The organism is Aeromicrobium ginsengisoli (assembly GCF_004134905.2).
In the GTDB taxonomy this organism is placed as follows: Bacteria; Actinomycetota; Actinomycetes; order Propionibacteriales; family Nocardioidaceae; genus Aeromicrobium; species Aeromicrobium ginsengisoli.
Genome location: NZ_SDPQ02000001.1, coordinates 669,186 through 692,881, shown reverse-complemented (window position 1 = coordinate 692,881; position 23,696 = coordinate 669,186). Strand labels below are relative to the sequence as shown.

Here is a 23,696-nt window from a genome sequence, read left to right as displayed (position 1 = left end):
GAGGAGGCTAGCCGACGAGCATCCACACCCCGACACCGGCGAACAGAAGAGCTGAGACGAGATGGACGGCCTTGATCGGCAGGACCTGCAGCAGGGCCCTGCCGACGAACACAGCCAGCACGATCGAGACCAGCATGCCGATCGTGCTGCCGATCCAGATCAGGATCCAGTGGTACTGCGTCGACAGCGTCATGGTCGCGAGCATCGTCTTGTCACCGAGCTCCGACAGCACGAACGCGGCCCCGACGACGAACACCGCGGCGCCGCCGGTCGCGGGCGGCTTCGGCTCTTCTCCGGCAGCGAGGTGGCGCAACGTCAGCGCGGCGAACACGAGGAACAGCACGCCACCGGCAAGGCGTACGGCGTGCTCCGGCAGCGCATCGCCGATCGCGTTGCCAACCAGTGCGGAGACCAGGTTGGTGAGCGTGCAGGCGAGGCCCGCGCCGAGGATCACGGTCCGCGCCCGGTATCGGGTCGCGAACGTCATCGACATCAGCTGGCTCTTGTCGCCGAGCTCGGCGACGAACACCAACGCTGCACTCAGCAGCACCGCGTACATGAAAAGGGCTCCTCGTCCACCTGGACGAAGAGCCGGGTGACAAGCCTTCGACCAGGCATTGTCATCGACAAATTCTGGTCGAAAGTCTCGTCCGCCACCGTGAGGTGGCCTGCTGCACCGGAACCCACAGTTTCGTGGAGTCAGTATGTCGACACAGCCGTTGGGGACTACTCCCTTTCGTGCCGCCAGTCTAGCGGACGGCACCGCGACACCCCGGCGGGCGGTAGGCTGGCGGACGCGAATGAGTCGGCCGGGCGACCGCGGCACCCCCGTGGTGTCGAGGAAAGTCCGGACTCCGCAGAGCGACGGTGGTGGCTAACGGCCACCCACGGCGACGTGCGGGACAGTGCCACAGAAATCAAACCGCCAACGGCCCTCCGGGGAACGGGTAAGGGTGAAACGGTGAGGTAAGAGCTCACCAGCGCTCCGGGTGACCGGGGCGGCTAGGTAAACCCCACCGGGAGCAAGACCAAGAGGACGTCACGTCGTTTCGGCGACGTGGGGTCTGCGCTGACGGGCTGCTCGTCCTATGTCAGCGGGTAGGTCGCACGAGGCGTCCAGCAATGGGCGTCCCAGATGGATGGTCGCCCGGGCCACTTCGGTGGCCCGACAGGATCCGGCTTACAGGCCGGCTCATTCGCCCCCGCCGCCTCAGCGCGCCGATATCCTGACAGCATGTCCACGGATGAGGTCGTCACGGCCAAGCAGGCTTCGATCGCCGGCCCGTTCGCGCGGCTGTTCTTCCGATTCAACGCCATCGCGTGCTGGTTGTTCATCCTGTTCTGGCCGGCGATGCTGATCTTCGACCAGGTCGACCAACCGTGGTGGGGTGTGGCGTTGACCATCGTCGGCTTCGTGCTCGTCATGGGCCTGCTCGGAGCGTGGATGTGGTTCGAGGCGAACCAGGCCCGCGACGACACCGAGCGCCTGCTGCGGGGCGGACACGACGCGACCGCCGAGATCCTCGGCCTCGAGGTGACCGATCCGGGGGACGGCTCGAACGATGTCGCCCGGCTCCAGCTGCGCATCAGCGGCAAGGACGTACCGGAGTTTCGCGCCGTCAATCGCGATGACCACGACAAGAAGGCATACGTCGTCGGAGCGAGGTTCAAGGCGGTCGTCGACCCTTCGGACAACCTCTTCACCCTGCGGCCGCTCAAGCGCGGCTGAGGCGTCAGCCGGCGTCGGCGAGGTGCAGCGAGTGCTGGATCGCGAGTGCGTCGAACTGCCACGTGATCTCGCGGACGATGTCGACGGCGTCGGGGTCCTCGGTCTGGATCGTCACGACGAGGTGGCGGTTGTTGTTCCAGCCGGGAGCGTCGATCGTGATGTCCGGAATCGCGCCCAGCGCGGTCGACACGGTCGTGAATGCCTCGTCGCTGCTCATCTGCATGTTGAGTACGACTCGATGCACGCCCGACCTCCTCGTCTAGGTCCCCACATCAAGAACGACGTGGGAGCCCGGAAGTTAGGCGTGCTGATCATCACGCTCCGCGTAGGCTGGTGAAGGCTGCCCAGCGAAGGCCTGCCACGGCCCTCGGACAGCGTGACCTCACCCACGATCTTCCAGGAGTCCTGCTTCATGAGCACTGTCCCCACGATCTCCCTGAACAACGGTGTGTCGATCCCTCAGCTGGGATTCGGCGTCTACCAGGTGCCGCCCGAGGACACCAAGGAGGCGACGCTGACGGCGTTCGAGGTCGGTTACCGTCACATCGACACCGCTGAGATGTATCGCAACGAGCGAGGCGTCGGCGAGGCCCTGCGAGAGTCTGGTCTCGACCGGTCCGAGGTGTTCGTCACGAGCAAGCTCAACAACGGGTTCCACGCCCATGACGACGCCCTCGCGGCGTTCGAGGAGTCCCTCGAGGTCCTGGGCTTCGACTATCTCGACCTGTTCTTGATCCATTGGCCGCTGCCGGGCATCGACGTCGACTTCGTCGAGACGTGGAAGGCGCTCGAAGAGGTCTATCGCGACGGCCGGGCCAAGGCGATCGGTGTGTCCAACTTCCAGGCCAACCACATCCGTCGCCTCGTCCAGGAGACCGAGATCGTCCCAGCGGTCAACCAGATCGAGGTGCACCCTTACCTGACCAACGACGACGTGCGCGCGGTCAACGCCGAGCACGGCATCGCGACCGAGGCGTGGTCGCCGATCGCGCAGGGGCTCGTCCTGGACGATCCGGTCATCACCGGGATCGCCAAGGCGCACGACAAGACACCGGCGCAGGTCGTCCTCCGGTGGCACGTGCAGCGTGGCGACATCGTCTTCCCCAAGTCCGTGACGCGCAGCCGGGTCGAGGAGAACTTCCATCTGTTCGACTTCGAGCTCTCCGACTCAGACCTCGGCCTCATCACGGCGCTCGACAAGGGTCAGCGGACCGGGCCCAACCCGGACGAGTTCAACTGGATTCCCTGACCAGCCACGAGGCGACTGTCACAAGCAGTTACAGCAGCCCTGTCGGGCGGATACGCTTCGGGTCATGAGCGAACACCACCCTCCCGAGCCGTCGTCCACCTACACGTACGCGGTGGGTGCGGGACTCGGGATCCTGGTCGGCGGAGCGGTCGGCCTGTTCGCCGGCGACGACCTGTTCCTCCCGGCAGCGCTGCTCGGCGCCGGCATCGGAATCGTCGTGGCCTTCCTGGTCAAGGCATTCCTGCGCTGAGCCTGTCAGGGCAGGGTCAGGATCTCGGCGCCGTCGGCGGTGACCAGCAACGTGTGCTCGAACTGGGCCGTGCGGGACTTGTCCTGCGTCGTGGCGGTCCAGCCGTCGTCCCACATGTCCCACTCGACCGATCCGAGGGTCAGCATCGGCTCGATCGTGAAGGTCATGCCCTTCTCGATGACGGTGTCGTAGGACGGGTCGTCGTAGTGGGGGATCACGAGGCCGTCGTGGAACGCCGGTCCGACGCCGTGGCCGGTGAAGTCACGGACCACGCCGTAGCCGAAGCGCTTGGCGTACGACTCGATGACCCGTCCGATCACGTTGATCTCGCGGCCCGGCTTGACGGCGCGGATCGCCCGCATCGTGGCCTCGTGCGTACGTTCGACGAGCAGCCGTGACTCCTGGTCGACGTCGCCGACGAGGTAGGTCTTGTTGGTGTCGCCGTGGACGCCGCCGATGAACGCGGTGATGTCGATGTTGACGATGTCGCCGTCCTCGAGGGGGCGGTCGTCGGGGATGCCGTGGCAGATGACCTCGTTGACGCTGCTGCACAGGGACTTCGGATAGCCGCGGTAGCCGAGGGTCGAGGGGTAGGCGCCGTTGTCGACGAGGAACTCGTGTCCGACGCGGTCGAGCTCGTCGGTCGTCACCCCCGGAGCGATCGCGGCCTCGACCGCGTCCAGCGCCTGGGCGGCGATCCGGCCGGCGATGCGCATCGCCGCGATCGTCTCGTCGTCGCGCACGGAGGAACCGCGATAGGGCAACGGCGCGATCTGTCCGACGTACTCAGGACGTTCGATCGATGCCGGGACCGCGCGCTCGGCGGACAGGCGGCCAGCAGTCAGGACAGTCACCCGCCGAGTCTAGAGAACGCACGCCAGCGCCGGTTGGGGCAGGATGGAGGCATGAGCGAGGGCAAGTTCTACTACTGCACGAAGCACAACACGGTCGAGGGCGAGGAAGGCTGCCGCGCAGCTGATCGCCTCGGTCCCTACGACACGGCCGAGGAGGCGTCGCACGCCTACGAGATCGCGGCCGAGCGTACGAAGAACTGGGACAACGACCCCGACTGGAACGACGACGCCGAGCAGCCGAAGGAGTGAGCCGCCGCAGGCTCCAGCTCGACCGCTCCGGTCCGTGGATCGCAGTCGTCGGGCTCTTCATGGTGCTGTGGTGCTCGGTGTCGACCGGGCTGTTCGCGCCGTGGTGGGGCGTCGTGATCGCGTTCGCTCTGCTCATCCCGCAGGTGTGGCTCGTGGCGAAGTGGGCGCGCACGCACCCGCGGCGCACGATCGTCGTGCCGGTCGTCGGGCTCCTGCTGTGGGCCGGGCTCGCGTGGTTCGGCGCTGTCGTCTGGGACTGGAGTCCTTAGGGTCTCGACACGCCTCCCCGCAGAGCTCGTCGGCTACTCGACCAGCGAGCACTCGCTGGTCGAGTGCCTGCGAGGAACGAGCAGGTGTATCGAGACCACTGATCTTCAGCTCTCGAAGCTGTGCTCGGCTGCCGGGAAGGCGCCGTTGGCGACGTCGTCGGCGTACGCCTTGGCGGCCTCGAGCATCACGCCGTGGAGGTCGGCGTAGCGCTTGACGAACCGCGGCGCCTTGCCCGTGCGCAGGCCCATCATGTCCTGCCACACCAGCACCTGGGCGTCGCAGTCGATGCCGGCGCCGATGCCGATCGTCGGGATGCGCAGCGCCTTGGTGACCTCGGCGGCGACCGGCGCCGGGACCATCTCCATGACGACCGCGAACGCGCCGGCCTCCTCGAGCGCCTTGGCCTCGGCGATGAGCTGCTCGGCGGCGTCGCCACGGCCCTGCACGCGATAGCCGCCGAGGTTGTGCTCGGCCTGCGGCGTGAAGCCGATGTGCGCCATGACGGGGATGCCGGCGTCCGTGAGCAGCTTGACCTGCGGCACCATCGGCAGTCCGCCCTCGAGCTTGACCGCGTGCGCGTTCGCCTCCTTCATGAAGCGGACGGCGGTGTCGAAGGCCTGCTCGGGGGAGCGCTGGTAGGACCCGAACGGCAGGTCGGCGACGATCAGCGCACGCGTCGTCGAGCGAGTCACGGCGCGGACGAGGGGGATGAGCTCGTCGACCGTGACCGGCAGCGACGTCTCGTTGGCGAAGACGTTGTTGCTCGCGGAGTCGCCGACCAGCATCACGGGGATGCCGGCCTCGTCGAACGTCGCAGCGGCGTACTGGTCGTACGCCGTGAGCATGGCCCACTTCTCGCCGCGCTCCTTCATCTGGAGCAGGTGATGCGTACGGATCTTGCGGATCTGGGTGCTTCCGGCCTGCGCAGCGGGCGCTGCGGCGGGTCCGGAGCCGTACGGGGCGGTCTCTTCAGGGGTGGCGTCAGCCATGGTGGTTCTCCTTGTCGTCTCGCAGCTCCTTGCGGAGTCCACGGATGTCTCCAGCGTGCCAGATCGCGGGCCACGCGCCACCGAGTGTGAACGAACTCACGGGCCGGCCAGGTCAGGACAGCGAGAGCGCCAGGCGGTGACCTGGTCGCCCATCAGTGGGCCGGAAGGGCGACTCAGGCACCGCCCGGCAAGCACCTAGCCGTCGAGCTTCTCGCGCCAGCGGTGGGTGATCGGCACGCGGCGATCGCGGCCGAAGTTGCGGCGCGACACCTTGGGGCCCGGCGGGTACTGACGGCGCTTGTACTCCGCGCGGTCGACCAGCGTGATGACGCGTTCGACCAGCGCGGGGTCGAAGCCCTCGGCGATGACGTCGGCGGACCCGAGATCACGCTCGACGTACGCATCGAGGACGGCGTCGAGCAGGTCATAGGGCGGCAAAGAGTCCGAGTCGTACTGCCCGGGGCGCAGCTCGGCCGACGGCTGCTTGGTGATCGTGCCCTCGGGGATCGGCGGCGTCTCGCCACGCTCGGCGGCGGCCTGGTTGCGCCACTTCGCCAGCTCCCAGACGAGCGTCTTGGGCACGTCCTTGATCGGCGCGAATGCACCGACCGCATCGCCATAGATCGTGGAGTAGCCGGTCGCGAGCTCCGACTTGTTGCCGCAGGCCAGCACGAGGTGGCCGTGCTGGTTGGACAGGCCCATCCAGATGACGGCGCGGATGCGGGCCTGCAGGTTCTCCTCCGCGAGGCCGTCGAGGTGCAGGGCCTCCTGGTACGCGTCGAAGATCGGCGCGATCGGGACGGTGTCGAGCGACAGCCCCGTGCGACGCGCCTGCTCGGCGGCATCGGACTTGGAGTGCTCGCTCGACCAGGCGCTGGGGTTGGAGACGCCGAAGACGTTCTCAGCTCCCAGAGCGTCCACCGCGATCGCCGCGACGAGGGTCGAGTCGATGCCGCCGGACATGCCGAACAGGACCGACTGGAAGCCGTTCTTGTGCACGTAGTCGCGCAGGCCCACCACGAGCGCGGTCCAGATCTCCTCGTGCCGGGGCATCCGCTCGTTGGTGACGGTCGGCAGCGGCTCGTACGCCTCGAACGGCTCGGCGCTGACGATCGTACGTTTGATGGCAAGGCCGCCGAAGCGCTCGTCGGCGCCCGGCATCGCCGGGGTCGCGGCCGGCAGGTCGAGGTCGACCACGAGCAGCTCGGGCTCGAACTGGCCTGAGCGCCCGAGCACCGCGCCGGCGGCGTCGACCACGATCGAGTCGCCGTCGAAGACCAGCTCGTCCTGGCCGCCGACGAGGTTGACGTAGGCCAGCACGCACTCGCCCTCGGCGGCACGACGGGCGCACAGCTCGAGGCGTACGTCGTCCTTGTCGGCCTCGTACGGCGAGCCGTTGGGCACCACCAGCAGCGCGGCGTCGGCCGCCTTGGCGGCAGCCGACGGACCGTCGCGCCACAGGTCCTCGCAGATCGCGAGCGCGACGTCGATGCCGCCGATCTGCACGACGTTGATCGTGTCGCCGGCGACGAAGTTGCGGATCTCGTCGCCGACGCCGTAGTTCCAGAGGTGGTGCTTGGCCTGCCGCGCGACGATCTCGCCACCGTGCATGACGGCGACCGAGTTGGTGGGGGCGTTCTTGGGGATGCCGATCTTCTCGGTGACGTCGTGCGCCTGGTCGAGGAAGCCGACCATCGCGACGAGCTCTCCGCAGCCCTCGTCCTTGAGGCGCACGGCGAGATCCTCGGCGGCGGCGCGCGACGCCTTGATCAGCGAGGCCCGCATGGCGAGGTCCTCGATCGGGTAGCCGGTCAGCATCATCTCCGGGAACACCACGAGGTGAACGCCGCGAGAGACCGCCTCCTTGCAGTAGTCGACGACGAGGTCGGCGTTGGCGGCCAGATCGCCGACCGTGGCGTTGACCTGGGCAAGGGCGAGACGCATCTGGGGCACGGGTTCAGCCTATCCGTGGCCTGTCGCGGCCCTCCGAACGCCGCCGGGGACCCTGTAACAAGCCCGTAACACGTCGTCGTCACACTGTGAGCATGGGAAAACAGGAAGACTTCGTGCTGCGCGCCCTCGAGGAGCGTGACGTCCGGTTCGTACGTCTGTGGTTCACCGATGTGCTGGGCTCGCTGAAGTCTGTCGCCATCGCACCGGCCGAGCTCGAGGGCGCGTTCGCCGAGGGCATCGGCTTCGACGGTTCGGCGATCGAGGGCTTCGCCCGCGTGCACGAGTCCGACATGCTCGCGATGCCTGACCCGTCGACGTTCCAGATCCTGCCGTGGCGCGGCGAGACGCCCGCGACGGCGCGCATGTTCTGCGACATCCTCATGCCCGACGGCACCCCGTCGTACGCCGATCCGCGGCACGTGCTCAAGCGCACGCTCCAGAAGGCTGCCGAGGCGGGCTTCACGTTCTACACGCACCCCGAGATCGAGTTCTACCTGTTCAAGGGCAAGCCGGGCCTCGGCGAGCAGCCGGTGCCGGTCGACGACAGCGGCTACTTCGACCACACGGCCCAGGGCGGCGGCCAGGACTTCCGCCGCGAGGTCATCACGATGCTCGAGAACATGGGCATCTCGGTCGAGTTCAGCCACCACGAGGGCGGTCCGGGTCAGCAGGAGATCGACCTCCGCTACGCCGACGCGCTCTCGACGGCCGACAACATCATGACGTTCCGCACCGTCGTCCGCGAGGTCGCGCTGAGCCAGGACAAGTGGGCGTCGTTCATGCCCAAGCCGTTCACGGCGCACCCGGGCTCGGGCATGCACACGCACGTCTCGCTGTTCGAGGGCGACGAGAACGCCTTCTACGAGGCTGGCGCCGAGTACCAACTGTCGCAGACCGGTCGCGCGTTCATCGCCGGTGTGCTCGAGCACACCCCCGAGATCACGGCGGTCACCAACCAGTGGGTCAACTCCTACAAGCGCCTCGCAGGCGGGGGAGAGGCGCCCAACTACGTCTGCTGGGGCCACAACAACCGCTCGGCGCTCATCCGCGTGCCGATGTACAAGCCGCACAAGGGTGGTTCGGCGCGCGTCGAGCACCGCGGCATCGACTCTGGCTGCAACCCCTACCTCGCGTTCGCGCTCGTGCTGGCCGCCGGCCTCAAGGGCATCGAGGGCAAGTACGAGCTGCCGGCCGAGGCCGAGGACAACGTCTGGGGCCTCAGCGAGAACGAGCGCAAGGCGATGGGCATCGCCCCGCTGCCCCGCAACCTCGACGAGGCCATCCGCACGATGGAGAGCAGCGAGCTCGTCGCCGAGACGCTGGGCGAGCACGTCTTCGACTTCTTCCTGCGCAACAAGCGAGCCGAGTGGCAGGACTACCGGTCCCAGGTCACCCAGTTCGAGCTCGACCGCCTCATGCCGATGGTCTGAGGCTCACGTCAGGTCGAATCGGAAGGCGTACGTCTCGTAGGGCAGCCGGACCGATCCGTCGGCCCCGGCGCGCTCCTCCCCCAGCTCCCGTACGGCTGACAGGACCCGGTCCCGCTCGCTCGGCGGCCGGACGATGACATAGCTGCGCGATGCGGCCAGCGCGACGAGCGTGTCGACGTCGATGACGTGGTCCCAGGCGACGACGAGTCGCTCGTGCGCGCCGAAGGGGCTCTCGACCGACGGACCTTGCGTACGGATCTCGTCCATCAGGCCCGCCGAGTCGGCCCCGCCGAGCGCCGCGCTCAGGCGTACGACCCACTCGTCGGCGGCCGACCGGTAGTTCCACACGAGCCCGAGCCGACCGGGCCGATCCAGGACCCTGGCCAGCTCGGCCGACGCCCGCGGGACGTCGACCCAGTGCCACGCCTGCGCCATCGTCACGAGGCTTGTGGCGCCGTCGCTGACCGGCACCTCCTCCGCAGATCCGGCCCGCGCGTCGATGCCAGGGATGCGCGCCAGGAGCGACCGCATCCCGGCATCTGGCTCCACGGCGACGATGCCGTCACGACGCGCAGCCAGCGCTGCGGTGAGCTTGCCGGTGCCCGCGCCGACGTCGACGACGGGTCCGGCCACGCCGTCGAGGAGCCAGTCCACGACCTCGTCGGGGTAGGGCGGGCGCGCTCGGTCGTACGTATCGGCGGCGGCGCCGAACGAGAGGGCAGGATCGTCTGGGGTCACGACCTCCATCGTGCATCACGGCGTCGAGTAGCCTCGACGAGTGGCAACTGACGCGCGTGAGCTCGCCCTGGCACTTGCCCGCAAGGGGTTCCGCAACGGCGAAGGCGCCGTTGCGGACCTGACGAGGCTGGGCAACGTACCGGACACCCTTGTCGACCAGATCGCCGGCGTGGCGAGCCCCGACACGGCGCTCGCCTCGCTGACCTCGATCGCCGATCGGTTCGGTGCGCGCAAGCTGCTCGACCTGCTGGCCGGCGACGCCGATCTGCGGCAGCGACTGCTGGTGGTCCTCGGCACGAGCCAGGCGCTCGGCGACTTCCTCGTGCGTCACCCCGAGCACGTGGTCGACCTCAGCACGGACGAGCTCTCGACGACACCGATCGGACTCGACGTCCGTCGCCGGCAGATGGCGGAGGCGACGACCGCCGACGAGCTTCGCGTCGCCTACTACCGCAAGCTCCTGCACATCGCGGCGCGCGACCTGACGGCACTGACATCGTTCGAGGAGTCCTCGGCGGAGCTGGCCGACCTCGCTGTGGCAACGCTGGGAGCGGCGCTCAAGATCGCCGAGGCCGCCGACGAGAACGCTGACCTCTGCCGGCTGACGATCATGGCGATGGGCAAGACCGGGGGGCGCGAGCTCAACTACGTCAGTGACGTCGACGTGATCTTCATCCACGAGCCCGCCGAAGGTGCCGATGACGGAGCCGCGATCGCTGCGGCGACCCGGCTCGCCGCCGCGGTCATGAAGCTGTGCCACGAGCACACGAGCGAAGGCACGATCTGGGAGGTCGACGCCAACCTCCGCCCAGAGGGCAGCTCGGGCCCGCTCGTACGTTCGCTGTCGAGCCACATCGCCTACTACGAGCGCTGGGCCACGACGTGGGAGTTCCAGGCGCTGCTCAAGGCCCGCTACGCCGCGGGTGATGAGGAGCTGGCGCAGGGCTACCTCGACGCCCTCTCGCCGATGATCTGGATGGCGAGCACCCGCGAGAACTTCGTGACCGACGTACGTGCGATGCGTCGCCGCGTCATCGAGAACATCCCGCCCAACCATCGCGAGCGTCAGCTCAAGCTCGGTGCGGGCGGACTGCGCGATGTCGAGTTCGCGGTGCAGCTGCTGCAGCTCGTGCACGGCCGCGCAGATGTGTCGCTGCGCAGCTCGACGACGGTGCACGCGCTCAAGGCACTGATCGAGGGCGGCTACGTCGGCCGCCGCGACGGCGCAGCGATGGAGGAGGCGTACGAGTTCCTCCGCACGCTCGAGCACCGCATCCAGCTGTTCAAGCTGCGACGCAGTCACATCGTGCCGGACGACGCCGAGGACCTGCGGCGCATCGGCCGCAGCATGGGGTTCCGGCAGAATCCCGCCGAGAACCTGACCCGTGAGTGGCAGGCGCACCGGCGCATCGTGCGGCGGCTGCACGAGAAGCTCTTCTACCAACCCCTGCTCGAGGCGGTTGCCTCGCTGCCGACCGACGGCCTGCGGCTCACCCCGCTGGCGGCCGAGCAGCGGCTCACCGCGCTGGGCTTCGCGGACCCCAAGGGCGCGCTCGCGCACATCCAGGCGCTCACGTCGGGGGTGTCCCGGCGCGCGGCGATCCAGAAGTCGCTGCTGCCGGCGATGCTCGCGTGGTTCGCCGAGTCGCCCGATCCCGACGGCGGCCTGCTGGCGTTCCGCAAGATCTCCGAGGGACTCGGCGAGACGCACTGGTATCTCCGCAAGCTGCGCGACGAGGGCGAGGGCGCCGAGCAGCTCGCTCACGTCCTGTCGTCGAGCCGCTACGTCACGGACCTGATCTTGCGAGCGCCCGACTCGGTCGCGCTGCTGGGCGACGATGCCGAGCTGAAGCCCCTCGAACGCGAACGCTTGCGCACGGAGGTCGAGCTCGCGACCAGCCGCCACAAGGACCCGCGGGACGCGATCCGCGCGGTACGCCGGGTGCGGCGTCGTGAGCTCTCACGCATCGGCATCGCCGACGTGCTCGGGCGTCTCGACATCCTCGAGGTCGGTGAGGCTTTGACCGACGTGTCGACGGCGACGCTCGACGGTGCGCTCAAGGCCGCCACCGCAGCCGTCGAGGCGGAGCGCGGCACGATGCCCACACGCCTGTCGATCGTGCTGATGGGCCGACTCGGTGGTGGTGAGGCCGGCTACGGTTCGGACGCCGACGTGATGTTCGTGCACGACCCGGTCGAGGGCGCCGATGAGACCGAGGCTGCTGAGGCGGCGATGGCGGTCGCGCAGGGGCTGCGCAAGATGCTGGCCGCTCCCGGCGACGACCCGCCGCTCGACGTCGACGCCGACCTGCGACCCGAGGGCAAGAACGGGCCGCTCGTGCGGACGTTCGCGGCCTACAAGGCGTACTACGAGAAGTGGTCGGCGGTGTGGGAGGCCCAGGCGCTGCTGCGGGCGAGTGCCGAGGTCGGCGATCCCGACCTGAACCAGCGCTTCACGGCACTGATCGACCCGTTGCGGTGGCCCGAAGGCGGCGCGACCCCGGCCGAGATCCGCGAGGTCCGCCGCATCAAGGCCCGCGTCGACTCCGAGCGGCTGCCACGCGGTGCCAATCCCAACACGCACCTCAAGCTCGGTCGGGGCGGGCTCGCCGACGTCGAGTGGACCGTGCAGCTGTTGCAGATGCAGCATGCCCACGCCGTGCCGGAGATGCGGACGACCCGCACGCTCGACGCCCTGCACGCTGCGCTCAAGGCTGATCTCGTCAGCCACGACGACGCGCAGGCGCTCGAGGCGTCGTGGCGCCTCGTCAGCCGCATTCGCAACGCCGTCGTCCTGATGCGCGGCAAGCCCGCCGAGTCGATGGTCGAGCAGGCCAGCGAGCGCGCCGGCGTGGCGCACCTGCTGGGCTACGGCATGGAGCAGAGCGAACGGATGGTCGACGAGTACCTCCGCACGACCCGTCAGGCCCGCAAGGTCGTGGAGCGCATCTTCTACGAGTGAGTCAGGGCGTGATCGAGTCGACGTAGGTGTAGGCGGCGTCGAGCTGTTCGGCCCAGGTCGCGTCGTCGGCGTCGTCCGGCACCAGCACCCACTCGCGGCGCGGCACGCCGCCCATCACCATACGATCGGCGACGCCGGACTCCATGAGCGCGTCGGCATGTGCCTCGGGCACCTTGATCAGCAACCCGCCGGCATGTGCTGCGACCGCGAAGATCTTGCCGCGTACGCGCAGACCGGTCGACCCGAACATCCGGCCCCAGTCGACGCCGGGCAGCTTCTGGTGCTCGGCCGAGAGCTCCTCGAGCCGCGCGTGTGCGGCTTCCTGCCGTTCATTTCTCGCCATGACGTCAGCATGCCAGCGCCCACCGACAGCTCGTGGCGGAACGCTAGGCCGTCTTGCGGTCCTGCAGCAGGTGCTCGCGCTCGTTGATGCTCAGCCCGCCCCAGACGCCGTACGGCTCGCGGACGGCGAGAGCGTGCTCCAGGCACTCCCGGATCACCGGGCACACGGCGCACAGCGCCTTGGCGGCGGCTTCGCGCGCGCGGCGGCTCGGGCCGCGTTCAGCATCGGGGGAGAAGAAGACCGACTCGTCGACGCCCACGCACGCCGCGTCGTACTGCCACTCGTAGACCTCCTGCAGAGCTTTGGGCAGGCGGCCGATGCTCGCCACCGGTCAGCCCTTCGCGGGTCGGGAGATGGAGAGCTGGAAGACGTCGAGATAGCCGGTGCGGAAGCCGGCCTCGCAATAGGCGAGGTAGAACTCCCACATGCGGCGGAACGTCTCGTCGAAGCCCTGGGTCCTGATGGCGTCCCAGTTGGCATTGAAGGTGTCGCGCCACTCGTGCAGCGTGCGGGCGTAGTCCTGGCCCAGCGAGCGGCGGTTGGTCACCGCGAGCGACGTGTGCTCGTGCAGCGTCTGGTCGATCGCGTCGAGCGAGGGGATCAGCCCGCCGGGGAAGATGTACTTCTGGATCCATCCGTACGAGTTGCGGGTCGCGAGGTAGCGGTGGTGGGCCATCGTGATCGCCTGGATCGCGACGTGTCCTCCGGGTGCGAGCAGCTTGTCGATCGCCGCGAAGTACGTCGGCCAGTACTCTTCGCCGACCGCCTCGATCATCTCGACGCTGACGATCGCGTCGTACTCACCGGTGACCTCGCGATAGTCGACCAGCTGCAGGTCGACGTCGACGCCGGCCTCGGCGAAGCGCTCCTGAGCCAGCGCCGCCTGCTCAGACGACAGCGTGATCGTGGTGACCGTCGCACCGCGCTGCGCGGCGCGGATCGCGAGGGCGCCCCACCCGCTGCCGATCTCCAGCACTCGCGTGCCGGCCGTGACGTGCGCGTCGTCGAGGATCGCGTCGATCTTGCGCAGCTGTGCGGCTTCGAGGTCCTGCTCGGCCGACTCGAACCAGGCCGAGGAGTAGGTCATCGACGGGTCGAGGAACTGCGCGAACAGGTCGTTGGACAGGTCGTAGTGCGCCTCGATGTTCTGGCGCGATCCCTTGACCGAGTTGCGCTGGTGATGGGGCAGCTTCTTGTCGACGAAGACGCGGAACTTCTGCAGCGGCACCGGCACGATCGTCGCCATCCGTGCCGCGAACGGCTCGAGCAGGTCCGCGAGGTCGGTGCCGTCGCCGGTCGTCCAGTCGCCGGCCATGTAGGCCTCGCCGAACCCGATCTTGGTGTCCGCCCCGAGCCGGGCGAAGAACGCCTTGGGGCGTACGACGCGCATCTCCGGAGCGTCAGCGCCGCCGGCGCCCCACACGCGACCGTCCGCGAACCTCAGGCGTACGGGGACGTGGTTGACGGTCGGCTTGAGGATCGCCTTGGCGGCTCGCGCCTTGAGCGGAGTGCGTGGAGCGCGTGAGACACCGAAGGAATGGGCTGGTGGCCGGTCGGCAGAGATGCTCATGCCAGTGGTTCGTTGCTACTCGGCAGCCGGATTGGTGCCGTCGCCATCCTGACCGGCCCGCTTGCTGGCCTCGGTGATCTCGAAGATCTCGGTGCCGAACGCACCGATCTCGGTCGTGATCTTGCGCGCCGACTCGAAGAGGATCGCCACGACGTGCCCGGCACTGGCTATCGCCGCCTCGGTCGACTGCTGGAGGACGTCCTTGGCGATCTCACGCCGGCTCAGTGCCATCGGGTGTACCTCTCGGTCGCAGTCGACTACGAGGTCAATTGTGGCGCACGTGCCTGTTCTTCGCGAAGGGCGGCTGCCGCTTCGCGCTTGGCACGACGCAGTGCCTTCGACTCGGGGCTGTTGCCGATCTTGTAGGGATCGTCGGGCTTGTGGCCGAGCTTGGCGAGCTGACGGATGACGCTGGCGACCTGCTTGGACAGGCGACCGGTGTTGTACTGCAGGCCGTACTTCTCGACCAGCAGCTTCACGTCCTCGGCGACCTCGGGGTAGCGGCGCGCCGGGATGTCGGGGAACAGGTGGTGCTCGACCTGGTAGCTCAGGTTGCCGGTCAGCACGTGGAACGGCTTGTGTCCGCTGATGTTGGCCGAACCGAGCAGCTGGCGCAGGTACCACTGGCCGCGGGTCTCGTTCTGCGCGTCCTCCTCGGCGAAGGTCTGCACCTCGGCGGGGAAGTGGCCGCAGAAGATGATGATGAACGACCACACGTTGCGGATGACGTTGGCGACGATGTTGGCGCCCAGGATGGCGACGGGTGCCCACCAGCCGACGAACGGCACGAGAGCGAGGCCGAGCAGCGGCCAGGCGACGTAGTCCTTGAAGACCTGCTTGCGGATCTTCTTGAGCGCGCGCTTCTTGCGGCCCTGGAAGTCCTCCTTGGTGATCTTGCCCTGGAGGTACTGGTCCAGCTCGACGCCGTGGTACATGATGCCCCACTCGAACACGAGCATCAGGATGAACGCGAGCGGCAGGTTGAAGCGGTGGCTGGCGTACCACGGCTGGTCCTCGTCGATGCGGAACATGTTGTAGCCGATGTCCCGGTCCATGCCGTGGATGTTGGTGTAGGTGTGGTGGATGTAGTTGTGGCCGTGCTTCCAGTCCTTGGAGGGGGCGATGTTGTCCCACTCGTAGCGGCTGGCGTCGACCATCGGGTCGTTCATCCAGTCGTACTGGCCGTGCATGACGTTGTGGCCGATCTCCATGTTGTCGAGGATCTTGGCCAGGCCGAGGAACAGGATGCCGGCGATGAACACGGGCGGGAAGAACGGCATGAAGATGCCGATGCGGCCCAGCACCTCGCTGGCCTTCTGCACCTTGATGACGCGACGGATGTAGTCGGCGTCCTTCTGGCCGAGGTCGTCCAGGACGCGCTGGCGCACGGTGTTGAGCTCCTCGCCGAACTCCTCGAGCTGCTCGTACGTCATGTACTCCAGGCCGATCGTGGCCTTCTTGTCGCTGTGGGTGTTGACCAGCGACAGGGGCGCGGCGTTGTGGTTGCTCGCGCTGTGCGGCTTGATGGGCGGGTTCTTGGCCTTGGTCATGGGTTCCCTCTCCTAGAGTGCGACGTTGACGTCGCCGACGGGGACGTGCACGCAGATCTTGATGGTCTCGTCGGTGTTGGCGCTGATCTCGTTGCTGATGACGTGGCGCACCGCGCCGTGGTTCTTCTTGACGACGCACGTGTTGCAGACGCCCATGCGGCAGCCGAACTCCGGCTTGAGCCCGGCAGCCTCGGCCTGCTCGAGGATCGTGGCGCCGGAGTTGTCGGCCTCGATCTTGGCGTCGTCGAACGTCAGGGTGCCGGTGGCGTCCGCCGCGTCGAGGTCGACGGACGGGACCTTGAAGTACTCGAGGCGGAGCTGGTCGGCGGCACCGAGCTCTGCGTAGGTGTCGCGAACGGTGGCGATCAGCCCGGCCGGACCGCAGACGTACGTCAGGGTCTCGGTCGGGTCGATGCCGAGGTGCTTGAGGTGGTCGACGTGGAAGCGGCCCTTGAGCTCGGCTCCCGGTGCGGGCTGGCGCGTGTAGACGCGCATGACGGTGACGTTGGCTGCCTCGGCAAGTGCGTCGAGGTCGGCGGTGAACATCTCGTCGTCGCGCGAACGGGCGTAGTGCAGGAACGTGACCTGACCCTGGTGACCGGAGTCGCGGAGCGTACGGATCATCGACATGACCGGTGTGATGCCGGATCCGCCGCTGACCAGGAGCAGGTTGTCGGGCACGACGCGGGGGAGGACGAACTCGCCCTCGGCCTGCGACAGGTAGACGATCGTGCGCGGCTTGAGCTCGTGGTGCAGGAACTGTGAGACGTAGCCGTCGGGGTGCGCCTTGACCGAGACGCTGAACGTGCCCTTCTTGGCGGCACGCGAGCTCGACACCGAGAAGCAGCGGACGCGGCGGGTGCCGTCGACCTCGACGCCGAACTGGACGTGCTGGCCGGGCGTGAACCCCTTCCACGCGCCGTTGGGGCGGAGGATGACGGTGCTGGCGTCGCCGGTCTCCTGCACGACCTCGACGACCCGGGCGCGGACGTTCTCCGCTGCGAGCATCGGGTGGATCTGGTCGAGGTAGTGGTCAATCGTGTGCGGGGAGGTCAGAGAGGCGACCGGGCGCGAGCTGAGCGCCTTGCGGATGATGCCCATCTGTTACCTCCTCGAAATCAGTGAACATGCGTACACTCAAAGTGTGCACGACCCGAGGCCCACGCGCAACAGGCGCGCCGAGTGACCTCGACCACGAGAGATACGCGTGTGCACCGAAAGGGGTGACTTAGGCTGTGAAGGTGACCGAGCCCGCGCAGTCAGCCTCGCGCCAGGCGCAGAAGGAGCGGACCCGTCAGGCCATCCTCGCGTCAGCCCTGGAGCTGAGCCACGAGAAGGGGTTTGCGCAGGTCAGCCTCCGTCAAGTGTCACGGCATGCCGGTGTGGTGCCGACGGCGTTCTATCGCCATTTCGAGTCGATGGACCAGCTGGGCCTCGCGCTGGTCGAGCAGTCGTTCTCGACGCTGCGTCGCATGATTCGCGACGCGCAGCGCGATCCGCACGTGTTCGACAACATCATCGACGCGGCCGCCGACGTACTGGTCGAGGCGGTCAAGCAGAGCAAGGCGCACTTCGCGTTCGTCGCCCGCGAGCGTGTTGGCGGCCCTGAAGTCGTACGCACGGCGATCCGCCACGAGCTCGACCTGTTCGTCAGTGAGCTGGCAGTCGTGCTGGCACGGCTGCCCAACATCGAGAACTGGTCGACCGAGGACGTGCAGATGGTGTCGCGGCTGTTCGTCCGCAACATGGTCTCCAACGCCGAGGAGGTCGTGGAGATGCCGGACGGCCGCCCCGACCTCGAGGAGCAGATCAAGGAAGGCGCCCGCCGCCAGATGCGCCTGATCGTGGTCGGCTTCCGCGACTGGCGCAGCTGAGCCGATGATTCAGCTGGCGCGGGTGACCTGCTGATTGCCGTACTCGTCCTGTGCGTACGTCGCGAGGTTGTCGAGTGCCTTGGCGAAGACGTCGTCGCCGATCGAGTCCTCGAGCTCCTGAAGGACCTCGGGCTCGGCCGTGAAGTCGGCCTCCCACGTGACGTACGAGCAGGAGTGGCCGGCGTCCTCGACGAGGATCGTCGCGCGGTGGTTCGCGATCGGGAACGGCGGATCGGGGATGTGGTACGACAGCGTCATCGCCTCGTCGTCCCGCGACACGATCGTCACGACGACGTCGGCCGGCGCCTCGGGGCCGTTGGCGTAGATGCGGAGCGTTGGGTGCCATTCGGCAAAGTTGCCGGCCAGCTGCCACACGTGCGGGGCGGGGGCGGCGACGAACGTACGACGGGTGATCCGGGGCATTGACTTCCTTCGGCACGACAGCAGACGTATCCGACCATTGTCGCGTGCGAACAACCTCGCGCGGTCATCAAAGTCGTGAGGGATTGCTCACTCGGCGAGCCCCAGGTCCCCGGCGAGGCGCAGAACCGTCTGCTCGAAATAGCCCTCGTAGTCGCTGACCGAGCCCTTGAGGTGCCCGAAGAGCTCGAAGGACAGCGTCCCGAAGATCGCTGACCACACCATGAGGGTGCGCATCACGAGCTCCGGCAGTGCCTCTAGGTCGACGTCGCTCCGCTCGGCGATGAATGCCATGGCGTCGGCGACGACCCCCGATGGATCGGCGGCGGTCGCGGGCGGCTGTGTCGACTCGGCAGCGGTGCCCGACCCGTGCGCGGCGACGATGATCTCGACCAGACGGACGATGACCCGGGTGGCCGGCATGACGGTGTCCTGTGGGGCCGCATAGCCGGGCACGGGGGAGCCGTAGATCAGGGCGTAGTCGTGAGGATGGCTGATCGCCCACTCACGGGTCGCCCGGCACGTCGCCATCCACCGGGCGAGGTGGTCAGTGCGGTCCTCGACTGCCTCTTCCGCGGCCTCCGCCGCAGCGCCGAGCTCGTCGTACGCGGCGATGATCAGTGCCGTCAGCAGCTCGTCGCGGCTGGCGAAGTAGCGGTAGACCGCGGACGAGACCATGCCGACCTCGCGAGCCACTGCCCGCAGGGACAGCTGGCTCGGCCCGACCTCGCCGAGCTGGGCGCGCGCCGCGGCCAGTATCTCGGCGGTGATCTCGACGCGGGCCCGTTCGCGGGCTGTTCTGGCTACGACCATGCCCCTACTGTGGAGCATTGAGAGAGCATGCGCAACAAATGAGAGCACTGCTCTTGCAATGCGGCTGAACGTCTGACATGCTCACAACCGAGAGCGGTGCTCTCCACAACTCGGAAGGACCACCATGTCTGATCGTCACCTCATCGTCGGAGCCGGACCCGTCGGCCGCCACGTGGCTCAGCTGCTCGCTGCGCGAGGCTCGGAGGTCACCGTCGCCACGAGGTCGGGCACCGACACCGGCATCGACGGCGTGACCCACCTGAAGCTCGACGCCTCGGACGCCGACGCGCTGAGCGCTGCCGCCGAGGGGTTCTCGGTGCTCTACAACTGCGCCAACCCGGCTGACTACACGACATGGGACACGTTCTGGCCGCCGCTCGCCGCCGCGTTCCTGGTCGCGGCCGAACGCTCGGGCGCCGTGTACGCGATCACCGGCAACCTCTACCCGTACGGACCGGTCGACAAGCCCATGACCGAGGACATGCCCGACGCGGCCACTGACCACAAGGGCGTGCTGCGCGCCTCGATGTGGGCCGAGGCGAAGGCCCTGCACGACGCCGGCCGGATCCGCACCGTCGAGGTCCGCGGCTCGGACTACATGGGCACGGGTGTCGGCGGCAACGGCCACATCACGCGGCAGATGCCCGGCGCCCTCAAGGGCAAGCGTGCGTGGGTCTTCAACGCCAAGGACGTCCCGCACACGTTCACCGACGTGCTCGACACGGCACGGCTCCTGATCGCCGCCGCGGAGGACGAGTCGGCGCACGGCCGCACGTGGCACGTGCCGAGCAACCCTCCGCGTACGCAGGAGCAGGCCATCACCGAGGTCCTCACCAGCGTCGGCAAGCCCCCGGTCAAGGTCAGCCTCGTCCCAAACGCCGTGTTCGCGGGGCTGTCGAAGGTCGTGCCGCTCATCCGCGAGCTGCGAGAGCTGTCGTACCAGTGGACAGCGCCCTACATCCTAGACGACAGTGCTGCTCGTGAGCACTTCGGCATGGAGCCGACGCCGTGGGACGAGGTCTGTCGCCGCAGCGCGATCGTCTGACGATCAGTCGGAGTCGACGGCGCCCATGAGCGAGAGCATGTCGAGCTCGGCGTCCCAGCCGAGTGACTCGTAGAGCAGCCGCCCCTGGGCCGAGGCGGCCAGGACACCACGGCGTGCGCCCGACTCCAAGGCGTACGCCGTGAGGGTCGCCATGACATGCCGGCCGAGTCCGCGGCGCTGGAAGGCGGGCGTGGTCTCGACCGCGTCGAAGGTCGCGTCCTCGCCGAGGATGCCGATCGTGCCCTCTGCGGCGACCCGGTCGCCGGCCTCGACGAAGTAGCGAGCGCGGTGGTCCTCGATGTCCCAGCGCGAGGTGAACCGTGATTCGAGCGGCGGAACCTCGATCGGGCGGAACGTCGTCGCCATGAGGGTCTCGTCGTCACGGTCGACGCGTACGCCCGGCGGCAGGGCGAGCTCGGCGTACGGACTCGCGTCGTCGGCGATCACCGTGAGCATGGCACGCTCGTCGCCCTCGATGTGTGTGAAGAGCTCGGCGAACGCCTCGAGCCCGGGATCGGTGCAGATCAGCTCGGTCTCGCGGGTGCGGGAGCGTACGTGCACGAGGGGCCAGCCGTCGACGGTCGACGTCTCGAGCCCGCGCGCGTGCGCCCACGTGATGATCCAGCGATCGATGAGCTCGTGTTCGGTGCCGACCGTCATGCGGCCATTCTGTCAGCGCCACGTGGCCGGGTCGCCGGTGTCACTCCGAGTGCCTGCGAACGCGGCTCTGTCTGCGCCATGATGAGGAGCACCCGCGACAGTGAGGAGCCCGAGATGGCCACGCATGCGGAATGGGTCGAGCTCAGGGTGCACGGTGTCAGCGGCACGCCACCGGAGGCGATGCTCGCCAGGCCGCACGTCCTCCAGGTCGACGGTGACGACAAGTCGCGGTTCTTCCGGGCGGTCGACGACGAGGGGCGGGAGATCCGGGCCGAGGACGGTCACGTCGTCGAGGGATTCCACTGGGGCAACTACACGTCGGGGTCGTGGCGCAAGGCGTTGTGGCTCGCGCTGATCCCGTTCGGCTTGATCAACGCTGCGGCGTTCATGTTGCCGCCGGTCGAGGACCACGAGGGCAAGGTCGACCCGTTGGCGCGGCGGCTGCGGATCGGGGCGATGGCCGGACTGCGCCTGCAGGCCGTGTTCCTGACCGCCACGTTCGCGTTCGCGATCGGCATGGTGCTGATCGACATCATCGGCACCCGGTGGGCCTACCGGCACCTCTCGGCGATCCCGGACGGGTTCGAGAACCTCGTGCCCGCCGCAGCCACGGTTGTCGCCGCCTTGATCATCCTGCCGCTCGGCCTGTCCCTGCGACCCAGGCCGTTGCTCGAGGGCCCGCCGGCCCGACCCGACCCCGACCCGGCGCTCCAGCCGGTCGATGCCTCATCGCCCCGGCCCACCGAGAAGGTCGAGCACGTGCAACGGCGTACGCCGTTCGCCCGACCGGAGTTCTATCGCGGCGACTCCGACACGTCGGCGTTCCGGGCGCTGCACGTCGCGATCGGCTTGTTCACGATCGCGCTGATGGCTCAACGGTTCAGCGCCAGGCAGCTCTGGAGCGTGGATGCGTCGGAGGGGCGCCCGGGCCTCGGAGTCGTGATCCTCATCCTGCTCGGCGTCGCGATCGCGGCGACCGTCGGCCTCGGTGATCCGGAGCGAGGGGCGACGACGCTGCACGGCGGGGCCAGCAGGGGATGGGCACTGACGTGGCATCGCTGGATCTCCCGGCTGTCCCTGGTCCTCCTGCTGCTGTCGATGCTGTCGATCGCCCTTGCCGCCCGCGCTCTGCAGCTGCGGGGCCTGCCGCGTGAGCGTGCCTTGGACGGGCTCGACCGGTTCCGCATCCCGCAGTTCATCAGCCGGGTCGTCGAGTTCGACGTGATCGGACGCTGGCTCGTGATGCTCGCCGGCGCCGGAGCCCTGGTCGCCGGGCTGTTCGCCGTCGGACTGGCCGTACGTACTCGCAGGTGGCGGGCGAGCCGTGATGACGAGGCGTGGGCCTTTCGGCCGTACAGCTGGGGTCTGACGTCGATCGCCGTCGCCAACCTGGCCGTCATCCTCGGCGTTGGGTTTGCCGCGGCACTGGTGACCGGGGTGTCGACTGCGCTGGGTCAGCGGGAGGTCAAGGCCGGGGGAGACAGCAAGAAGACCGCGCTGGGCTCGACGCCCTTGATCGACCGCGTGGCGTACGCCTGGGGCCTGGGCATCATCGTCGTGGCCCTGGCGGCCGCGATCTGCTTGGTGGTCAGCCGGATCGTGAGCCGGCAACGACTCCTCGCGCACGTCGAGGTCGGCTATCCCAGTGGTGTGGCGTACGTCGGCCGGCGCGAGGATGCCGAGCCCTATCCCGCGCCGCGGGCAGCCGGGTGGCGCCATGCGCTCGCCAGTGCGGTGTGGGAGGCGAGGCTCAAGAACCAGATCCAGCTGACGATCTGGTCCATCGTGATCGTCGGCGCCGTGCTCGCCCTGTTCCTCGGCTGGTCCGAGCTCGCGCCCCTCAAGCACATCGCCCGGCCGCCGGAGGACCTGAGGGTTCTGAGCGTCGCGTCGGACGAGGTCAACGAGCTGCCGGACCGGGTCGAGTCCTGGGCGCCGGTGCTGGCCCAGGTGGGCGCGTGGACGCTGCTCGGTCTGATCGCCCTCCTGATCGCAAAGGGCCGGCAGGCGCTCGGCGACGAGCAGACCAGGCGCGGCATCAACATCGTGTGGGACGTCGTCGCGTTCTGGCCCCACGCCGTGCACCCGTTCGCACCGGAGCCCTACTCCCAGCGTGCCGTGGTCGACCTGACCGAGCGGATCCGCTATCACGTCGCCGCCGTGCCCGATGATGCGCCGGGTCGCTCCGTCATCGTCTGCGGGCACAGCCAAGGCAGCCTGGTCTCGTTCGCCGCGCTCAACCTGCTCAGCGACGACGAGCTCTCGAAGATCGGCCTGCTCACGTTCGGGTCACAGCTGCGGGTCATCTTCCCGAGGGCCTTCCCGGCGTACGTCAACCACACCGCGATCGTGTCGACGCGTGGGTTGCTCGACGGCGCGTGGATCAACCTGTGGCGTGACACGGATCCGCTCGCGGGTCCCGTTCTGTCCTGGAACCACGACATCCACGTGAAGCCGCCGCGGGAGTCGCACTTCACGGTGCCGGAGGGCCGGCTCGAGCCGATCGGTGGCAGCATCCCGACGATCGGCCAGGTCGATGAGATCACGACCGCGTTCGCGGTCTGGCGCTGCGGTGACGACTGGCGCCTGACCGACCCGACCCGTCGTCCGGTCGAGCTGCCGTCCGGTGTCGACCCGATCGTCGAGGCGCCGATCAACGCGCTCCGCGGTCACAGTCGCTACTGGTCCGACCCCGTGTGGGGAGCGGCGCTGACCACGTTGCGGCACCGGCGCGCCGGGGGAGAGTGA

The 23,696-nt window shown here is 68.3% G+C and carries 25 protein-coding genes and 1 other RNA gene; 11 read left to right on the top strand and 15 right to left on the bottom strand.

Annotation, left to right across the window (positions count from 1 at the left end; translation table 11 throughout):
• Positions 1–7: 7 nt before the first annotated feature.
• On the bottom strand, positions 8–559 hold the full coding sequence (locus tag ESP70_RS03445; RefSeq protein ID WP_149687941.1) for a TMEM165/GDT1 family protein: 552 nt from the start codon (positions 557–559) through the stop codon (positions 8–10).
• 242 nt (positions 560–801) lie between these two features.
• Here ESP70_RS03445 and rnpB point away from each other — a divergent pair.
• Both rnpB and ESP70_RS03435 read left to right on the top strand, forming a co-directional pair.
• Positions 802–1,199: RNase P RNA component class A (rnpB, locus tag ESP70_RS03440), an RNA gene on the top strand.
• 35 nt (positions 1,200–1,234) lie between these two features.
• Entirely contained in the window at positions 1,235–1,729 is a 495-nt protein-coding gene (locus ESP70_RS03435; RefSeq protein WP_149687940.1) for a hypothetical protein, read from the top strand.
• Positions 1,730–1,733: 4 nt separating this feature from the next.
• Here the strand turns inward: ESP70_RS03435 and ESP70_RS03430 are convergent, their stop codons facing one another.
• Positions 1,734–1,973, bottom strand: coding sequence for a hypothetical protein (locus ESP70_RS03430; protein WP_149687939.1), 240 nt, complete (start codon positions 1,971–1,973; stop codon positions 1,734–1,736).
• Between the two features lie 168 nt (positions 1,974–2,141).
• On the opposite strand from ESP70_RS03430, the gene ESP70_RS03425 reads away from it, so the two are divergent.
• Together ESP70_RS03425 and ESP70_RS03420 are read left to right on the top strand one after the other, a co-directional pair.
• Positions 2,142–2,978: an aldo/keto reductase gene (locus ESP70_RS03425; protein ID WP_149687938.1), complete on the top strand. Its 837-nt coding sequence runs from the start codon at positions 2,142–2,144 to the stop codon at positions 2,976–2,978.
• A gap of 64 nt (positions 2,979–3,042) precedes the next feature.
• On the top strand, positions 3,043–3,228 hold the full coding sequence (locus tag ESP70_RS03420) for a hypothetical protein (RefSeq protein ID WP_149687937.1): 186 nt from the start codon (positions 3,043–3,045) through the stop codon (positions 3,226–3,228).
• A gap of 5 nt (positions 3,229–3,233) precedes the next feature.
• Here ESP70_RS03420 and map read toward each other — a convergent pair whose 3' ends face one another.
• Entirely contained in the window at positions 3,234–4,082 is an 849-nt protein-coding gene (gene map / locus ESP70_RS03415) for a type I methionyl aminopeptidase (RefSeq protein WP_149687936.1), read from the bottom strand.
• Between the two features lie 51 nt (positions 4,083–4,133).
• Between map and ESP70_RS03410 the strand changes: the two genes are divergently transcribed.
• Both ESP70_RS03410 and ESP70_RS03405 read left to right on the top strand, forming a co-directional pair.
• Entirely contained in the window at positions 4,134–4,331 is a 198-nt protein-coding gene (locus ESP70_RS03410; RefSeq protein WP_056213172.1) for a hypothetical protein, read from the top strand.
• The gene (locus tag ESP70_RS03405; RefSeq protein WP_149687935.1) at positions 4,328–4,600 is read left to right on the top strand and encodes a hypothetical protein; all 273 of its coding nucleotides are present in this window, start codon (positions 4,328–4,330) and stop codon (positions 4,598–4,600) included. Before ESP70_RS03410 ends, ESP70_RS03405 begins: the two co-directional genes overlap by 4 nt.
• A 105-nt stretch (positions 4,601–4,705) precedes the next feature.
• On the opposite strand, the gene panB is transcribed toward ESP70_RS03405, so the two are convergent.
• Positions 4,706–5,590, bottom strand: coding sequence for a 3-methyl-2-oxobutanoate hydroxymethyltransferase (panB, locus tag ESP70_RS03400; protein ID WP_149687934.1), 885 nt, complete (start codon positions 5,588–5,590; stop codon positions 4,706–4,708).
• Between the two features lie 195 nt (positions 5,591–5,785).
• Positions 5,786–7,534 carry an NAD+ synthase gene (locus tag ESP70_RS03395; protein ID WP_246161905.1) on the bottom strand — a complete coding sequence of 583 codons (1,749 nt, stop codon included), beginning with the start codon at positions 7,532–7,534 and terminating at the stop codon, positions 5,786–5,788.
• 101 nt (positions 7,535–7,635) lie between these two features.
• Here ESP70_RS03395 and ESP70_RS03390 point away from each other — a divergent pair, with 101 nt between their 5' ends.
• On the top strand, positions 7,636–8,973 hold the full coding sequence (locus ESP70_RS03390) for a glutamine synthetase family protein (RefSeq protein WP_056395511.1): 1,338 nt from the start codon (positions 7,636–7,638) through the stop codon (positions 8,971–8,973).
• A gap of 3 nt (positions 8,974–8,976) precedes the next feature.
• Here ESP70_RS03390 and ESP70_RS03385 read toward each other — a convergent pair whose 3' ends face one another.
• Entirely contained in the window at positions 8,977–9,711 is a 735-nt protein-coding gene (locus ESP70_RS03385; protein ID WP_188110465.1) for a class I SAM-dependent methyltransferase, read from the bottom strand.
• Between the two features lie 40 nt (positions 9,712–9,751).
• Here ESP70_RS03385 and ESP70_RS03380 point away from each other — a divergent pair, with 40 nt between their 5' ends.
• The gene (locus ESP70_RS03380; RefSeq protein ID WP_223148594.1) at positions 9,752–12,673 is read left to right on the top strand and encodes a bifunctional [glutamine synthetase] adenylyltransferase/[glutamine synthetase]-adenylyl-L-tyrosine phosphorylase; all 2,922 of its coding nucleotides are present in this window, start codon (positions 9,752–9,754) and stop codon (positions 12,671–12,673) included.
• A gap of 1 nt (position 12,674) precedes the next feature.
• Here ESP70_RS03380 and ESP70_RS03375 read toward each other — a convergent pair whose 3' ends face one another.
• Genes ESP70_RS03375 through ESP70_RS03350 form a run of 6 tightly spaced genes read right to left on the bottom strand, consistent with a single transcriptional unit; the run spans position 12,675 to position 17,237 of the window.
• Positions 12,675–13,016 (bottom strand): MmcQ/YjbR family DNA-binding protein, encoded by a 342-nt coding sequence (locus ESP70_RS03375; RefSeq protein ID WP_149687931.1) that lies wholly within the window; start codon positions 13,014–13,016, stop codon positions 12,675–12,677.
• Positions 13,017–13,059: 43 nt separating this feature from the next.
• Positions 13,060–13,344: a WhiB family transcriptional regulator gene (locus ESP70_RS03370; protein ID WP_149687930.1), complete on the bottom strand. Its 285-nt coding sequence runs from the start codon at positions 13,342–13,344 to the stop codon at positions 13,060–13,062.
• A gap of 3 nt (positions 13,345–13,347) precedes the next feature.
• Complete coding sequence (locus ESP70_RS03365; protein ID WP_149687929.1) at positions 13,348–14,586, bottom strand: SAM-dependent methyltransferase; 1,239 nt, start codon at positions 14,584–14,586, stop codon at positions 13,348–13,350.
• Positions 14,587–14,601: 15 nt separating this feature from the next.
• A complete protein-coding gene (locus ESP70_RS03360; protein ID WP_056395519.1) occupies positions 14,602–14,817 on the bottom strand; it encodes a hypothetical protein in 216 nt (71 codons plus the stop codon).
• Between the two features lie 26 nt (positions 14,818–14,843).
• Positions 14,844–16,136, bottom strand: a complete 1,293-nt coding sequence (locus ESP70_RS03355; protein ID WP_149687928.1) for a fatty acid desaturase family protein — start codon at positions 16,134–16,136, stop codon at positions 14,844–14,846.
• Positions 16,137–16,148: 12 nt separating this feature from the next.
• Positions 16,149–17,237, bottom strand: a complete 1,089-nt coding sequence (locus ESP70_RS03350; RefSeq protein WP_149687927.1) for a ferredoxin reductase — start codon at positions 17,235–17,237, stop codon at positions 16,149–16,151.
• 140 nt (positions 17,238–17,377) lie between these two features.
• Here ESP70_RS03350 and ESP70_RS03345 point away from each other — a divergent pair, with 140 nt between their 5' ends.
• The gene (locus ESP70_RS03345; protein ID WP_188110464.1) at positions 17,378–18,010 is read left to right on the top strand and encodes a TetR family transcriptional regulator; all 633 of its coding nucleotides are present in this window, start codon (positions 17,378–17,380) and stop codon (positions 18,008–18,010) included.
• A 9-nt stretch (positions 18,011–18,019) separates the two neighbouring features.
• Here the strand turns inward: ESP70_RS03345 and ESP70_RS03340 are convergent, their stop codons facing one another.
• Positions 18,020–18,433 carry an SRPBCC family protein gene (locus ESP70_RS03340; RefSeq protein ID WP_056213200.1) on the bottom strand — a complete coding sequence of 138 codons (414 nt, stop codon included), beginning with the start codon at positions 18,431–18,433 and terminating at the stop codon, positions 18,020–18,022.
• Positions 18,434–18,520: 87 nt separating this feature from the next.
• Complete coding sequence (locus ESP70_RS03335) at positions 18,521–19,243, bottom strand: TetR/AcrR family transcriptional regulator (RefSeq protein WP_149687925.1); 723 nt, start codon at positions 19,241–19,243, stop codon at positions 18,521–18,523.
• 124 nt (positions 19,244–19,367) lie between these two features.
• Between ESP70_RS03335 and ESP70_RS03330 the strand changes: the two genes are divergently transcribed.
• Positions 19,368–20,288, top strand: a complete 921-nt coding sequence (locus ESP70_RS03330) for an NAD-dependent epimerase/dehydratase family protein (protein ID WP_149687924.1) — start codon at positions 19,368–19,370, stop codon at positions 20,286–20,288.
• 3 nt (positions 20,289–20,291) lie between these two features.
• On the opposite strand, the gene ESP70_RS03325 is transcribed toward ESP70_RS03330, so the two are convergent.
• On the bottom strand, positions 20,292–20,948 hold the full coding sequence (locus tag ESP70_RS03325; protein ID WP_149687923.1) for a GNAT family N-acetyltransferase: 657 nt from the start codon (positions 20,946–20,948) through the stop codon (positions 20,292–20,294).
• Between the two features lie 114 nt (positions 20,949–21,062).
• On the opposite strand from ESP70_RS03325, the gene ESP70_RS03320 reads away from it, so the two are divergent.
• Positions 21,063–23,696 (top strand): hypothetical protein, encoded by a 2,634-nt coding sequence (locus ESP70_RS03320; protein WP_149687922.1) that lies wholly within the window; start codon positions 21,063–21,065, stop codon positions 23,694–23,696.